The 14,705-nt window shown below is 62.1% G+C and carries 9 protein-coding genes; 5 read left to right on the top strand and 4 right to left on the bottom strand.

All coding sequences use genetic code 11. The annotated features are described in order from the left end of the window. Window positions 1–65 precede the first annotated feature (65 nt). On the bottom strand, window positions 66–3,539 hold the full coding sequence (locus HZC36_13975) for a DNA polymerase III subunit alpha (protein ID MBI5708085.1): 3,474 nt from the start codon (window positions 3,537–3,539) through the stop codon (window positions 66–68). Between the two features lie 209 nt (window positions 3,540–3,748). Continuing rightward, window positions 3,749–5,776, bottom strand: coding sequence for a glycogen debranching enzyme N-terminal domain-containing protein (locus HZC36_13970; protein ID MBI5708084.1), 2,028 nt, complete (start codon window positions 5,774–5,776; stop codon window positions 3,749–3,751). A 163-nt stretch (window positions 5,777–5,939) separates the two neighbouring features. On the opposite strand from HZC36_13970, the gene HZC36_13965 reads away from it, so the two are divergent. Then, window positions 5,940–6,146, top strand: coding sequence for a hypothetical protein (locus tag HZC36_13965; GenBank protein ID MBI5708083.1), 207 nt, complete (start codon window positions 5,940–5,942; stop codon window positions 6,144–6,146). Here HZC36_13965 and HZC36_13960 read toward each other — a convergent pair. Next, entirely contained in the window at window positions 6,143–7,786 is a 1,644-nt protein-coding gene (locus HZC36_13960; protein MBI5708082.1) for a hypothetical protein, read from the bottom strand. The genes HZC36_13965 and HZC36_13960 overlap by 4 nt on opposite strands. A gap of 116 nt (window positions 7,787–7,902) precedes the next feature. Here HZC36_13960 and HZC36_13955 point away from each other — a divergent pair, with 116 nt between their 5' ends. Genes HZC36_13955 through HZC36_13940 form a run of 4 tightly spaced genes read left to right on the top strand, consistent with a single transcriptional unit; the run spans window position 7,903 to window position 12,837 of the window. Continuing rightward, complete coding sequence (locus HZC36_13955) at window positions 7,903–8,463, top strand: sigma-70 family RNA polymerase sigma factor (protein MBI5708081.1); 561 nt, start codon at window positions 7,903–7,905, stop codon at window positions 8,461–8,463. Then, on the top strand, window positions 8,460–8,909 hold the full coding sequence (locus HZC36_13950) for a hypothetical protein (protein ID MBI5708080.1): 450 nt from the start codon (window positions 8,460–8,462) through the stop codon (window positions 8,907–8,909). The genes HZC36_13955 and HZC36_13950 overlap by 4 nt, the downstream gene beginning before the upstream one ends. Beyond that, a complete protein-coding gene (locus HZC36_13945) occupies window positions 8,906–10,459 on the top strand; it encodes a hypothetical protein (GenBank protein ID MBI5708079.1) in 1,554 nt (517 codons plus the stop codon). The genes HZC36_13950 and HZC36_13945 overlap by 4 nt, the downstream gene beginning before the upstream one ends. After that, window positions 10,456–12,837 carry an HD domain-containing protein gene (locus HZC36_13940; protein ID MBI5708078.1) on the top strand — a complete coding sequence of 794 codons (2,382 nt, stop codon included), beginning with the start codon at window positions 10,456–10,458 and terminating at the stop codon, window positions 12,835–12,837. The genes HZC36_13945 and HZC36_13940 overlap by 4 nt, the downstream gene beginning before the upstream one ends. Before the next feature lie 13 nt (window positions 12,838–12,850). Here the strand turns inward: HZC36_13940 and HZC36_13935 are convergent, their stop codons facing one another. Then, a complete protein-coding gene (locus tag HZC36_13935) occupies window positions 12,851–14,695 on the bottom strand; it encodes a hypothetical protein (protein MBI5708077.1) in 1,845 nt (614 codons plus the stop codon). Window positions 14,696–14,705 lie beyond the last annotated feature (10 nt).

The raw sequence follows: 14,705 nt of genomic DNA, 5'->3' as shown, positions 1-14,705 counted from the left end.
CTTGTTGGACCGCCACCGGCGTGGAATTTCTCCTTGCCGGTGCTTTTGGCCCACCGCAAGGTACCTCACGCGGCCGCCTCGTGATCGTCGCCCTCGCCGTCCAGCATAACGCTCGCCCCAGGGACGGCCGCCTTCACAGCCTCGATAAGCCGGCCAGTGGGCTGCACCGTGATGGGCAGGTAGACCGGGGCGAAGCCGTCCTTTAGGCCCAGCTCCAAACGCACTTCATGTGCCCCCGGCAGCGACTCCAGGACGTGCCGCAGCTTCTGAAGCTGTGCTTTGGTGGCCTTCCAGATGCGGATCGTCACCGAGCCGGCCGTCGCATCCGAACGTGTCGCTGAAAACTCCAGTCCTGGTTCGATCGGCTCGATGTCTTCCAGGCGGACCTCGATCGTCTTGTCCCCGTTCTGCCGGGACTCGCGGTGGATGACGGTCCCAACGACCTTGACGATGGTGTCCTTGACCAGAGTCTCCTGGACCCTCGCGTAGGTCTTCGGGAACACGGTGACGCCCGCTTGGCCGGAGAAATCCTCAATCGTCAGCGTCGCCATCTTTTCTCCTCGCTGCTTGGTGATCATGGTCCGGAGCCCCGCAAGAACTCCCGCCAGCTTCACCTGGGTGCCCTCTTCAAGCTCGGCAACCATCGCACAGGCATGCGTGGCGTTCTTGGAGATCACGCGCTCGTAGCCACGGAGAGGGTGGTCCGAAAGGTAGACCCCCATGACCTCCTTTTCCATCGCGAGGAGCTCGCTTCGGCTGAGCTTCTCTGCCTGCGGGAGCTCGGGATAGATCGGGTGCTCTTCGGCGCCGCCAGCTTCACCAAAGAGCGAGACTTGCCCCGCGACCCGGTCCTTGGCGGCCATGTCGGCAAAGGCCAGCGCCGCGTCCACCTGGCTGAGCAGCGTGTTGCGGTTGGTGTCGACCTGATCGAGCGCTCCGGCTTTGATAAGGGCTTCGAGGGCAGTCCGGTTCATTCCGTGCGGTTTCATCCGCTCGGAGAACTCGTAAAGGTGCTTGAAGGCTCCATTCTCTTCGCGTTCCGTGATCACCGCTCCCGCCAGCCCTTCTCCAACTCCCTTGATCGCCACCATGCCAAAACGAATCGTCTTGCCCTCGATGGAGAACTCGGTCAGCGAGCGATTGACGCAGGGACTCAGAACCGGGATCTTGTTCTTTCGGCATTCCTCGATGCACGAGACGATCTTGTCTTCCTTGTCCTTGTAGGCCGCCATCAGCGCCGACATGTACTCGACTGGAAAGTTGGCTTTCAGGTAGGCCGTCTGGTACGCCAGCAACGCGTAGCACACCGAGTGCGCCTTGTTGAATGCATAACCCGCGAACGGTTCCAGCAGCTCCCAGACCTTCTTGATCGTGCCCTTCGCCACCCCGTGCTCTTCGCATCCGGCCTCAAACTCCTTGTACATCGAGGCCATAGCGTCCTTGTCCTTCTTTCCCATCGCGCGTCGGAGCACGTCCGCTTTGCCGAGAGAGAAGCCCGCCAGGGCTTGGACGAGTTTGAGCACCTGGTCTTGATAGACGATGACGCCGTAAGTCTCCGAGAGAATCGGCTCCATTCTTTGATCAAGGTAGCTTGGCTTGCTGCGCCCATGCCGCCGGTCGATGAAGGTTGGAATATGCTGCATCGGTCCGGGCCGATAAAGCGCCACCATCGCAGCCAGTTCACGTACGCTCTGAGGCTTCAGCTCCTGGATGTAACGCCTCATACCGGCGGATTCCAACTGAAACACGCCCGTCGTTTCCCCTCGTCCCAGCATGTCGAAGGTAGCCTTGTCTTCCAGCGGCAGGTTGTTCAGGTCCAGATCGATTCCTCGGGTCCGCTTGACGTTTTCCGCCGCTCTGCCCACCACCGTGAGGTTGGAGAGGCCAAGAAAGTCCATCTTGAGCAGCCCGATTTTTTCGAGGATGCCCATCTCGAATGCTGTGACCGCCTGCCCATCGTTCCCTCGGTAAAGGGGAAGGTGCTCTACCAGCGGATCGCGGCTGATGACGATGCCCGCCGCATGCACCCCCGAATGCCTGGATATGCCTTCGACCGACCGTGCCACGCGCAAGAGGTCTCGGACCTTCGGCTCGTTCTCCGACATCGCGCGAAATTCAGGGGCTTCCTGGAGCGCGCGCTCAAGGGTCATTCCGGGCACGTTCGGGATCGTCTTGCAGATGCGGTCGGTCTCTTGCGGGGTGTAGTTGAGCACCCGCCCGCAATCCTTGATCGCCGCCTTAGCGCCCAGGGTCCCAAAAGTGACGATTTGAGCCACGTGATCCTGCCCAAAGCGGTTCGTCACGTACTGGATGATCTCGTCGCGGCGGGCGTCCTCGAAATCCATGTCGATATCTGGCATGGAGAGACGCTCGGGGTTCAAGAAGCGCTCGAACGTGAGGTCGTATTCAAGGGGGTCGACGTCGGTGATGCCGATGGCGTAGCTGACCAGGGAGCCTGCCGCAGACCCGCGAACGCCGTAATTAATGCCCTGTTGGCGCGCATAATTCGCAAACTCCCTGACCAACAAGAAATAGGATTCAAACCCTGTCTTCTCGATGACCCCCAGTTCAAAGTGGAGCCGCTCGAGGGCTTGGTCGTCGGCGCCAGGAATCCGTTTGGGAAGCTGCTCCACGGCGAGCTTGCGCAGGTAGGACGTCGACGTTTCACCCGCGGGAAGCTCGGGGTTGGGCATGTCGGCGCGCTGCTTGCCGAGCTCGACGTCGCACATTTCCGCGACCCTCAGCGTGTTCTCAAGGGCTTCAGGGGTCTCGCGGAAGAGCTCTGCCATTTCGTCCGGCGACTTGAGATAGAACTCTTCGGTCTCAAAGCGCAGCCGCTTGGGATCTTCGAACTGCGAGCCGGTTTGGATGCAGAGCAAGACGTCATGAGGCTGATGGTCGGCCTTACAAAGGTAGTGGGCGTCGTTGGTGGCGATCAGGGGCAGTTTGAGCTCGCGAGAGATTCGCAGCAGGCCCTCCCGAATCTCCGCTTGTTCTTTCAGCCGGTGGTCCTGCAGTTCGATGAAGTAGTTGCCTTCCCCAAAGATCTCCTTGTACATTCCTGCAAGGTATTGAGCCTTGTCGTAGGTTCCTTTGAGGAGCTCCTGGTCGATCTCGCTCCCAAGGCAGGTGCTGGTTCCAATCAGCCCTTTGCTGTACTGCTTGAGCAGCTCGTGGTCGATCCGCGGCTTGTAATAATAGCCCTCGAGCGCGGCGATGGTCGTCAGGCGGCAGAGGTTTCGGTAGCCCTCGAGGTCCTTGGCGAGCAGGAGCAGGTGGTAGGTCTCATTTTCCTCCCGGCCCGTCTTCTTCCGGTGGCCGTTGGGGGCCACATAGGCCTCGACCCCCAGGATCGGCTTGATGCCCTTCTTCTTGCACTCGAAGTAGAAATCCATGACCCCGAACATGACGCCATGGTCGCTGATCGCAAGGGAGTCCATCCCCAACTCGCCCGCACGCGACACCATTTCCGGGATTCTGTTCGCCCCGTCGAGAAGGCTGTACTCCGTGTGGTTATGGAGGTGGACGAAGCGGCTCATGAGTCAAGTGATGCAGGCGCGTCGGCATGGGTGCAGAAGGACCCAACGAACGGCCCAGGCCGCAGATCGAGTGGATCTGGAGGTGTGGCTGTTCCCAAACCGGTTCGTCGCCTTCCTGATTCCTGCTCTGATTCTGACGTAGCCGCGGCGCCCTTTGGAGCCGCCATTTTGTCCGATATTCCACACAGAGGGACGCTTTGGCGTTCAAGCTAATGGGCGGTCTTGAGCCAGGCCCTGAGAATCTCCGAAACGCTCCAAGCCTGCCAGGGGCATCCATTCGGCCGATGTGGCGAATCGCCGTCGTAGACCTCTGCGATTCCACCCAGCCCCCGTTCCGAGAGCATCTCGGGCGCCCGGGCCAGCGCCTTCCTGGCCCGTTCCCAATCTCCGGTAACCCGCAGCACCGCGTCCACGTAAGGTCCCAGCAGCCAGGGCCAAACCGTGCCTTGGTGGTACGCCGAGTCCAGCTCGCTCAGGGGCCCCTCGAATCGGCCCCGATACCCCGGCTCATCCGGACCAAGCGTCCGCAGACCATAGGGAGTCAGGAGGTGCTTCTCGACGGCGTCGAGCGCGAGGGTGGCGTGATCCCCGGTTGCTGGCCCAAACAGAAGCCCCATGGCAATCACCTGGTTGGGCCGAAGCGCGCTGTCCTGGGGGTGGGCGATGTCGCGATACCATCCGACTGCAGGGTCCCAAAACGCCGCGTCGAAGCTCGCTTCAGCCTTCTCGGCGAGCATGCGATAGCCAGAAGCGTTCTGGCCAAGCCGACCCGCAATCCACTCGGCTGATCGCAAGAAGTTGATCCAGAGCCCGTTTATCTCGACTGCCTTGCCGTGCCTCGGCGTGACCACCCAGGAGCCTATCTTGGCGTCCATCCAGGTGAGCTGAAGGCCCGGGACACCCTGAGTCAGGAGCCCATCTTCGGGGTCCGCCATGATCCCAAAATGGGTCCCCTCCAGGTGGTGGTCCACGATGCCCTCTAGCAACGCGAGCATCTCGACGGCAAACGGCTCATCCCACTCTGCGTCGAGGGTCTGCTGAATCGCGTACCCAAACCAAAGCGTGGCGTCGGCGGTGTTGTAATCCGCGCCTCCCTCCTCCGGGAAGCGGTTGGGGATCAGCCCATCCTTGACATGCCTGGCATAGGACCTTAGGATTTCCCTTGCGGTCTCGATTCGTCCGGTGCAAAGGCAGACCCCGGGGAGCGCGATCATCGTGTCCCTGCCCCAATCGGTGAACCACGGGTAGCCAGCGATGATGGAGGTCCGCCCTGAGGCGGCGACCAAGAACTTGGAGGCCGCCTGGATCAAGCTTTCCGCCACCGGGTCGGAGCCCGCAGGGGAGTCTTGGGAAAGGCTGACGCGGCGCTCTGAGTCTCCAGTCGTCGAACCTAAGGCGCTCAGGCGAGACGCCTGGGCTGCTTCGTCTTCAATTGTCTCCAAACCGCCGCGATCTTTCGCTGGGTCTCTCTGCGCGGCGAGAAGGCCGCTTGCCGGCGAGCCCTCGCTCTCCGCTAAAGACGCCGACGTTACAATCTGTGCCTCGTCGCCCGGTTTGAGCACGTAGGCAAGCTCGCACGGGCAGAACAGGTCGTCGCTGGGATCGAGGCCCCGGTCGGCCTCACGGGCGTGGTGAAACCGGTAGTACCAGCCCTGCACGGCCGTTCGGTCCGCGCCGCAGTGCCCGAGCAGCACCACCGTCCCGGCGTGTTCGATGGCTGTCGCATCGTCGAGGAATTGTGTCTGGTCGGGGAAGGATCCTGAGAAGGTTGAGTTCCCATGGTAGTCGCGCACAGCCACCAATGGCCGCAGAACAAGGCGAATCGTGGTCTTGCCCCGGTTCCGAAAGCTCACCGCGACCTGATTGACGCCTTGGCCAATCCGCGTGGCTCTTTCAAGGCGGTCTCTCCCGACGGCGTATTGCCAGACCGCCTCTCCATCCACTTCGAAAGACTCGATGTGGCGGTACCCCTCGGGGTGAATCACCCCAGGGTATTCGTTGGCGGAGATCCAGACCGTCTCGTTGTCCCTCTGGATTCCGGCCTCTAGTCCAGCCAGAGCGAGGATCCTTTCGGCGGGCGGGCGGGTCGCGGCCACCAGAAGCCCGTGATAGCGGCGCGTGTTGATGCCTGATACGGTCCCCATGGCGAAGCCGCCCATGCCGTTGGCCAGCAGCCACTCCAGATGTCGGCCCCGGTCTAGGTCCCTGCACTCCCCTCTAGCGATCCGATAGGTCATTCCAGAAGGTGAGAGTATCACCTTTCGGCGCCGGCCCGCGCTACGCATGCGGTCCGCCAATTCCAGCGGAATTGCGGGGCTCCTTCGCTCCCGGAATATGGAATCCCTCACGCGGGGATTGGGATTTCACGGCATATGTGGAATCAAAGCTGTAGGGGGAACTATGGATATCGGCGAAGCAAAGCAGTTTGCGAACACGTCGGTTGAGCTGATCTGGGCCGACCGTAATGGCCGAGACATTGCCGACACCGTGTTTGTGTTCGACGTCGAGTTCCTGCCCCTATACGGGCCCTGCTTGATCACGAGCCAGGGCGAAATCCGCCTGGACCGGGTCATCCAGTGCCAACTCGCGGCCAAGATTGCCGCCTAATCTCCTTTCTTTCCTGACTTCAGGCGCTTGGCGATGCGTTCCAGCACGTCCAGAGTGCGCAATTCCACACCCACCACGAACCGGCTGGGGTGCTCCCTCCACACGAGGTAGGGTTCAAGGCTCCCCGCAACCTGCCGAAAGGCGATCTCTCGGTCCAATACCCGCCCGCTTCGCGGGTCCGTCTTGTAGAGCAGGCTCAGTTTCCTGGGCCCGAGGCCGAAATCCGCGCGCCAGTGAAGCGCTCGCTTCGGCCAGGGCTCGTCAAAGCTGAAAGCCGGCGTGCCGGACTCCAAGGTCGTGGACAGCCCGACGCCAAGCTTCAACCATGGAGCAACCTCGGCCTGCAAGCCGGTCAGACTGCGGAACCAGCCGTAGCTTCCCTTGACGCCATCGGACATCGAGCCGTCCAGGCGCGCAAGCACAGAAACGCCTCCTCCAAGATCGATCGGCGCAACAGCAAGGGAGCCCGAAAGGCCCCAGCGGCCCTTCTCTGAGTGGGCCTCCTGCTGAATCCGTTCCTGGCGAAGCTGAAATCGATAAGCCGCCATCCGGCTGCTTCTGCCGAAGTCGAAGCCGATTTCGAGCGGTTTGGAGGCGTATTCCAGATCCTCACGACCCGCGATCCGCTGGCGATAGGCGTTGCTGACGTATAGGACCTCATGTTCAAGACCTGTGGCCGCGAACTCCCTCAAGGGATTGCGGACACTGACGTTGTCGAAGAACCCAAATGGAAACGGATCGGCGAACGAGGATCGCGGTATGGCCGTGAGCTGGCCCCTTGGGAGTTCGGCGAGGCTGTAGGCGAAGGTCAGCGACGTCCGCGGTCTGCCGCCTTGGAGGAACTCGGCATTGGCGAACGCCGACACCCGGTTTGAGAGAACGAAGTCGCTGTCCCAGGTCAGACCAAATTCTCCGGACTCTTGTCTGGAGATTCCGGGAAGCCTCACGCCCTCGGACCCACCTCGAAGAGAGAAGCCATAGCGCGGCAGGATGAGGACACGCTTGCCGAAAAGCGAAACGCCGAGCCTTTTGGCGATTCCGTTGGAGCCTGGCCAAAGCTCAACCTGCTTGGCAGACAGACCATAGACCTTCGGACCATCGGCATCCGGGTCGATTCTCACTCCGATAAGCAGCCAGCGGTCCGGATAGAGCCGAACTTGGTCGCACACGGCGCGCATGGCGCCAATGCGGATGCCCGCGCGCTCGCATTCGCCTGTGCGTGCCTTCCAGTCGAAGCGAAACGACGCGCACCGGAGTTCCCCGTCGGGATCGGCCAACACGACCTCACCCTCGGCGATCGCCACTCCCGCAAGAGCGTCCTCTCGGATCTCCAGCGCGGCGCACCGCAGAATGCTGGTCCCGAACCTGGCTTCCGTCCCTCCGGTAAACCGCAGAACGCGAACCTCGACCTCTTGCGTCTTGCCGTCTGGGAACACGGCCATTCGGGTTTCGATCCAAGCTTCTTTGTGCTTCCAGAGCACCGTAAGGCCACCCTCGAAGACGTCTTGCTGCGGCCAGCTGGGCGGGGATTTCGGGACGGGCGCCGTCCGAACCAACCTGGAGCGCCACTTCTCGGGCTTCAATGCAGGAGCCCATCCCATTTCGGGGGTCGAGAAGTTGGGCGACCAGACTGGAAGCATCAAGGCGAGGAGTTTACCGTTCTGCCAGAATGCGCCCTCCGCCAAAATGCCGGCAAACAATCCGCGAACCTTGGGCTAGCCCACCGTTGTCTTGTATAGTAGGAGGTGCTCGTGGCATGGCGATGATGGAATTTGCGGTACCGCTTGGCAGATCGGAAGCGATCCTGGAAGAAGCCCAGTGCGTCGCGCGTTGCCGTGCGGGAGACGAAATTGCGTTGGCGATGCTGATCGACCGCCATCGGAACAGGCTCATTCGGACGGCCTCCAACCTCCTGCGCGACCGCCACGAGGCCGAAGACGTGGCGCAAGAGGCGTTTCTCAAGGCGTTTCGCGAGATTCACCGGCTGCGCGAAGATCGCGCATTCGCGGGCTTTCTCTATCGCATCTGCGTGCGGCTTTGCATGGACCGGCTGCGGCTCAAGCGCGCCGAGCCGACCGAGTTCGACACCGTGCAGCCCTCCGACGGCGCGGCGATCGAGAACCGAGTGGTCATCGAAAAGCTGCTCACGCTGATGCCGGCCGACCTCCGAACGACGCTCGTCCTGCGCGAGATCGAGCAGCTCAGCTATGAAGAGGTCGCCGAGGCCATGCACGTCCCGATTGGAACGGTCCGGTCACGGCTTCACACGGCTCGCGAGCGCTTCCGTAAGCTCTGGATGGAGGCTGTCGGCGAATGAAGTTTCGCCTGTTCGGCTGCGGCAAGTTCCAGTGGCTCAGCTCCGAGTCGGAAGACCGCGAGCTATCGGAGCACGAGGTCAGCTTCCTCGAAAGGCACAAGCGGGTTTGTCGCGACTGCGCGAAGAAAGAGGACCAGCGCGTGATGGCGCTAAACATGCTGCGCAACGCTGCCTTTTCGGTCGACGTGCCGACTCGCTTCAATGAAAGGGTGTTGAGGCGGCACCGTGTCGAGAGCGTCCGCGCAGGGCTCACGTACTGGTCGCCTGCACTGGTGGGCGGCGCCATCGCCTTCGTGGCCATGCTTGCGGCGCTCCAATTGATCGCAAGCCCCAGCAACCTGCCAACCTTTCGCTCGGTGGGCGCAGAGTCCCACCGAGCAAGGCTTGAGGCGCCGGCCATTCCGAACCTTGACAGGTCCGACCTTAATCGCGCGAATGCCGAATGAGCCTTTATGGCAGAATCCTGGCCAGCGCGCTGTTCTTCGGCCTGATCGCGCTTCTCGTCCACCCCGTTTCCCGGCCCTATTACGCGGTCTACCTGGCGGGTGGAGGGCCGAGCCGCGCGCTCGACACGACCGCTGAGCTTCCGCGCAACCTCTCCACGCTTCCGGTTCCAAAGACCCTGAGTGACGCTGCGACATGGGTCTTGGTGGGCGTTTCCTCAAGGTGGACCGGAAAGTCGGAGCAAAGGGCCTCGCTCAGAAGCATGAGCCTCGTTGCGCAGCACTTTGCCGAGGAGGACCCGGACAATGCGTTCTGGCTTCAATCAGCGGCCTATTTTCAAGTGCTGATGGGTGACGGCACAGGGGCGCAGAACTCCTGGATTCGGGCCTCGAACAAGGTCCGTTGGCAGGACTACCAGAGCGTCAAGCTCCTTTCCATCGCACGCGAGCTGCAGCAGGAGTACCGGGGTCCGTTTGCGTGGCACTACGCAAGCCTCTTGACCCTAAGGCCCACAAGACCGGCGTTTGCCTCGGAATGGCTGGCGAAGTACCTGCTTACCCGCAGCAGTCTTCCTGAAAAGGCAAACCTGGGCCTCAGGATGGCGACCCTTCGAAACGGGGTGCTCATTCGGGACGGCGCGACGAGCCTGGAATCGGCAAATTCAGGCGTGCGGATGATCGAATACGCATCGATGTCGGCGCCCGTGCTCACAACCTACTCGCCCAAGCGGCTCGCTTTGGCAAGGTTCGATCTCATCAATCGCCTGCGGGACGCCGGGCTCCCGGACGAAGCCAACTTGGCCAACTCGGAGTTCCTGAAAAACGAGGCCTGGTCGGCGATCATTCAGCAGGACGATCCCAGGCTGGAAGAGGAGTCCCTGGTCGCCAAGTCCGTTCTTGCCGCGACGGCGCCGGGCGCCGGGGTGCTGCTGGCCATTCTGGGCTTGGCGATCGCCCTTCTGGGAAGGGTGTTTGCGCGCTCCGAGTGGGTAGCGCAGAACTACCGCAGGCCAGTCCCCGAGGCCATCGGGCTTGTCGTGGGCCTGAGCGCGCAGTTAGCGACCGGCTACTGGTTGCTGAGCCTGGCTCTGACCCTTTGCTTCGCGTTCTCGGGCCTGCGCCCCAAACGCGTTCGCAGCAAGCCTCCCAAGTACCTGGGGCCCTTCTTCCGATTCACCGTCATGATGCTAGGCGTGGCAGCTTCGCTCCTGACAGGGCTCTTCGTGGGTGGAATGACCGCCCCTGCCTACGACGCCTTGGGTTCTGGGACGTTCGCGTTCGAGGTGCTCCGCGGGCAGACCCTTCCCCTTTGGCTGGCGGCGCTGACGGCTTCGGTGCTCCTCTTAGTGGCGGCCACCTGGGCGATCGTGATGCGAATTCCCACCCACGTGGTCCTTGGAACCTCGGTGTTCGAGTTCGGCGCGACGGTACTCTGCGTGGGTGCGCTCTTCGGCGTGGTGCTCGCACCCGTGGCCGTGAGCGTCGATAGGGACTCGGAACGGGCCCTGCGAAAGATCGTCCTCAATGAGCCGAACTACTATCTGCTGAAATGACGGAAGCCCAAGAACAGCACCTGCACGAGTTTTCCAGCCGGCGGACACAACTGATCGCCGCACTGCCCGAGGCTCTGGGCGGCCTCGATTGGAGCCGCAAGTATTCCCAGTTGGCGGACGACCTCGTGAGGTGGGTCTACAGCCAGGCCACAACCCGGACCGAAGCACAGCCAGCGCTAGCGATCGTAGCGACGGGAGGCTATGGGCGCCAGGAGCTCTCGCCACATTCGGACCTTGACCTCGCGGTCATCCCTCTCCATGAGCAGTCGCCGGGCCTGGACGCCCTCGTTCGAGAGACTTACCGCTTGCTCCACCTGGCTCTCGACCGTGTGTTCGGGGCCGAAGTCGGCTATTCCTACCGGCTCATCGGGGATGCCCCGTCCCTCGACGGAAAGTCCAGGTCGGGGCTGCTCGACGCGCGGCTGGTCGCGGGCTCTATGGCGCCGCTCGAAGCGTTCAACCAGGTTTTTCAGGAGACGTTTCCTGTGGGCGACTTTCTGCTGGACAAGGTGACGGAGCGCCGAGAACGAATGCGCCGGACGCATGACACGCCGCTGGTCGTTGAGCCTCACCTCAAAGAGGGCGCGGGCGGGTTGCGCAGCTACCACACAGCGCTGTGGATTCGTAAGGTCTTGAAGGCTGAGCAGCCAACCGGCCTGGAGGCGTATTCCCAAATCCTGCGGACGCGCAACCTGCTCCACTACGTCTCGGAGAAGCAGGTCGACCTCCTCAGCCGGTCCAGGCAGGCGCAGATCGCCGAGGTGCTTGGCGTGGAGCTTGCCCCCTGGCTCTCAGGCGTTGCTGAGCACTTGGTGATCCTGACAGAAGCCTATGAGGACGCTGAGAGGCTGATTCTCCAGGCAAGCTACCCGATCTCACGCGGAGTCGTTACCAAGGACGGGACCGTTCACTTTGAGGCTGGCGCCACTCCAAGCGACGCGGCCATCGGCATCTCATTGGCCTCGGGCTTGGGTCTGGTTATCGAGCGGGAACCGCTGGACCTGTCCGATGAGCTCGATGGCGGAGAAGTGCTTCATGCGCTTTCTTCCGGCGAAACCACGCTTCGAAGCTTGGACCGGTGCGGCTTGCTGGCTACCATCCTGCCGGAGCTTTCCCGATGCCGAACCCTCATGCCCGAGGATGCGACCCATACCTACACGGTATTCGAGCACACCATGCGGGCCCTGCGCAACGTCGAGAGCTTCGCCGAAGGCTCATTCCTCGGGGACTTGCGAAGCGGCATTTCAAGTCCCGACGTGTTGGTCCTCGCCATCCTGCTGCACGACTCGGGCAAGGGAGTCGATGGCAGACCGCACAGCGAGGTCGGGGCGGAGATTGCCGACGCTGTTTGCCGGCGATGGGGCCTCTCCGACAGCGTTCGCGAACCGGTCCGCTGGCTCGTGGCGGAGCACCTCTCCATGGCCCGCTTCATCCGCATGCGGGACATCCAGAATCCAGGCACGGCGGATGAGTTCGCCAAGATGGTGAAAGACCGCGAGCGGCTGGACATGCTCACCGTGCTGACGGCGGCCGACATCATGGCGGTTTCCTCGGCCGCGTGGACCCAATCCCAAGAGAGCCTCCTTCGTGAGCTCTGGGAGCGAACGGCGGCCATTCTGGAGGCCGATATCCCACCCGAGCACGATCCCGCGATCTACCGTCGCCGACTGCACCGCGCCCTTGCCAAGGACCAAGAGGTGTCCGAAGAGGCACTTCAAGCCTTCTTGGACAGCCTTCCGGCGCACTACGTCCTCAGCACGCCACCGCAGGTGGTCAAACTGCATTTTGGTTTCTGCGCGCGGGCGCGAAACGGCAAACCCACGATCGAGGTCGCGCATCAGCCAGGCGCCGGCAACACTGAGATCACCGTGTGCTGCCCAGACCGGCCCGGCCTCCTGAGCCGCCTGTTAGGTGTGCTTTATGCCTGGGACCTTACCGTGGAGTCCATCCGGGTCAGCACGTCCCTCGGCGCTCAGAACATCGCGCTTGACAGCTTTGTCGTCAGCTTTCACGGCCAGCCTCTGCCGAGCGCAACTTGCCAGCACGCGACGAGTGATCTATTGAAGGTTATCGAGGAGCGTGCCACCGTCGAGGATATTCTGATTCGGCACGGCAAAGATCCGAGCCGGCGACAATCCCATTTCAGGTCCGCCTATGTGGCCGGGACTCCGGGAATCCTCGAAGTCCAAGCACCAAGGGGTAGGGGCATGGCGTTTCGGCTAGCCAGGTTCATCGCCGAACAAGGTTGGGACGTCTGTTCCGCCCGGATCGGCCAATGGGCGGGGCAAGGTACAGCCGCCTTTTACGTCACTGGACCCCAGGGCGAGGCTCTCGACCCCGCCGAGGTGGCGCAAGCGATGCAGAGCAGCCGCACCTGAATCAGGCCACAACTTACTTTTTCGGCTCGACGGCCGGGCCCACGGTGGCCATCGTAAACTCAAACGGGTCCAGCTCGACCTTCGTGGGAACGAACGGGGTGTCGACGCGGAACGTACCTTTGACCTCGCTCAGCACCACCTCCGTGACCTTCTCCGCCCCCTGAGCCGATGCCTTGATCTTGAGCCTCAAGCGGTAGGGCTTCTTCGTTCCCGACTGAACCAGAGTTACCCATGTCGTCGTCGGATTTCCCTGAATGAGCTGAGCGTCCGCGATGTCCACTTTCGGATATACCGCGTTCTCGACCCACTGATCCCAGAACCAGCCAAGGTCCTGGCCAGAGGCTTTCTCGAAATACGGCCTCAGTTCGGGCCAGGTGGTGTCGACGCCTGCCCGCTCCTTGACGATCGCCTTCATACCCGCGATGACGCGGTCCAAGCCAATCTCGTGGCCGAGCATCGTCATCACGTAGGCGCCCCTGAAGTACGACGCCGAGCCAAAGAGCCCGGGGCGGCTCATCGCCGTCATGGGTACCGGGATCTTGTTGGTCTCGTACCCCTTCTCCAGCGATTTGTCCGCGTTCTTTGAGAACAGCACGCTCTCGACATATTGCGTGAGGCTTTCGTTCCAGCAGTCTCGCGTGTAGCTGTTGGGCACGATGCCGCCAAAGTAGGTGTGTCCCATTTCGTGCGCGACGAAACGCGTGGTGTTCTGGGTGAGCAGAATCGTGTAGCTATAGCTCTCGATGCCGTAGTACCCCTCCCCATCGAAGCAGGCATACCCGGGGAACGGCCAGGGCCCGAGGGTGTCCTCATAGAACGCGGTGGCCCTCTTCATTAGGTCCACGTCCTTGTCGGCGCGGGCCCGGTTAATCGGCTCAAGCTGGTATGACCGGAACACCCTTCCCTTCCCGTCCTTGCCCTCGGCGGCAAGCTTGTATTCCCCGCCAATGACCTTCGGGAAGGTGATCTTGATGTCGCACTTGAAAGTGCGTACCGAGTTGCCAGGGGATGCCGTCATCGCTGCAAATCCGACTGCTTCCGGCTGCGCCTCCACACCTTCTGAAACGATGACCCAAGGCTCTGGCGCTTCGATTCGCGTTGCCGTGGTGTAGGGCTGCCTGGCGATGGTGGGAGTCCACCACGCCGTCAGATAGCAGAGCCTGTTGGTGACGCGGTCTCCGCCCTGGTTCCCCGCTTCCCCCGGGTTGCCTCTGTAGCGCAGGGTCAGCGTGTTTGGTGCGGATGTCCCCCAATAAACGAGAATGCCTCCCGCGCGCACTAGGTCGCCTTGGGCCGGGGTCGGAACGGCGCGGTCGTAGGCTTCGACGACCTTGATCGCCCTGCTTGCGGAAGAGGCGGAAGAGACGGTGAACGGGTCTCCAAGCCGCATCATGAGAGCCCTTGGCTCGCCTTTGTGCGTGAGCCTCAGCGTCGTCTCGACCTCTGCCGCCGATTGGCTCGGCAGCACTTTAACGTCAAAGCGGCCGGTTTCCACGGTCCAGCCGCCGGTCTGCGTTTCGGGCACTTCCCTGCCGACGAGCAGCCGTTCGGGGGTCACTGCGACGTTGAAAACCATGTCGTGGAAGGATTCAATCCCTTGGCGCTTGTGAAAGATCGCCCAATAGGAGCCCGGAGCGCCCCAACCCGGAGGAGTGGGGATCAGCTTCACCTTAAGTGACTTCGGGCCCGATCTGCCCGCCATTTCGAGCACCGACTCAGCGTCCGCCTGCCGCACGAAGAGCTTCTGCAGCTTCTCCGGCTGCCCGCTGTCGATCGAGAGCCTAAGGTCGTCAAGGAGCGCTTGAGGGGCTCCTCCTTGAAACGTAAGCAAAATCCAGCAAAGCAGAGGTGCATTCATTGCGTCACTT

It is taken from the genome of Armatimonadota bacterium, assembly GCA_016223145.1.
Taxonomy (GTDB): Bacteria; Armatimonadota; Fimbriimonadia; order Fimbriimonadales; family Fimbriimonadaceae; genus Nitrosymbiomonas.
The sequence above is the reverse complement of the archived record's forward strand: the minus strand, read 5'-3'. Positions and strand labels throughout refer to the sequence as shown.

What these genes read in the sequence shown, in the direction of transcription:
- HZC36_13975 (MBI5708085.1), bottom strand. Translation starts at nt 3,539, where the DNA reads ATGAGCCGCTTCGTCCACCTCCATAACCACACGGAGTACAGCCTTCTC.
- HZC36_13970 (MBI5708084.1), bottom strand. Translation starts at nt 5,776, where the DNA reads ATGACCTATCGGATCGCTAGAGGGGAGTGCAGGGACCTAGACCGGGGC.
- HZC36_13965 (MBI5708083.1), top strand. Translation starts at nt 5,940, where the DNA reads ATGGATATCGGCGAAGCAAAGCAGTTTGCGAACACGTCGGTTGAGCTG.
- HZC36_13960 (MBI5708082.1), bottom strand. Translation starts at nt 7,786, where the DNA reads ATGCTTCCAGTCTGGTCGCCCAACTTCTCGACCCCCGAAATGGGATGG.
- HZC36_13955 (MBI5708081.1), top strand. Translation starts at nt 7,903, where the DNA reads ATGGCGATGATGGAATTTGCGGTACCGCTTGGCAGATCGGAAGCGATC.
- HZC36_13950 (MBI5708080.1), top strand. Translation starts at nt 8,460, where the DNA reads ATGAAGTTTCGCCTGTTCGGCTGCGGCAAGTTCCAGTGGCTCAGCTCC.
- HZC36_13945 (MBI5708079.1), top strand. Translation starts at nt 8,906, where the DNA reads ATGAGCCTTTATGGCAGAATCCTGGCCAGCGCGCTGTTCTTCGGCCTG.
- HZC36_13940 (MBI5708078.1), top strand. Translation starts at nt 10,456, where the DNA reads ATGACGGAAGCCCAAGAACAGCACCTGCACGAGTTTTCCAGCCGGCGG.
- HZC36_13935 (MBI5708077.1), bottom strand. Translation starts at nt 14,695, where the DNA reads ATGAATGCACCTCTGCTTTGCTGGATTTTGCTTACGTTTCAAGGAGGA.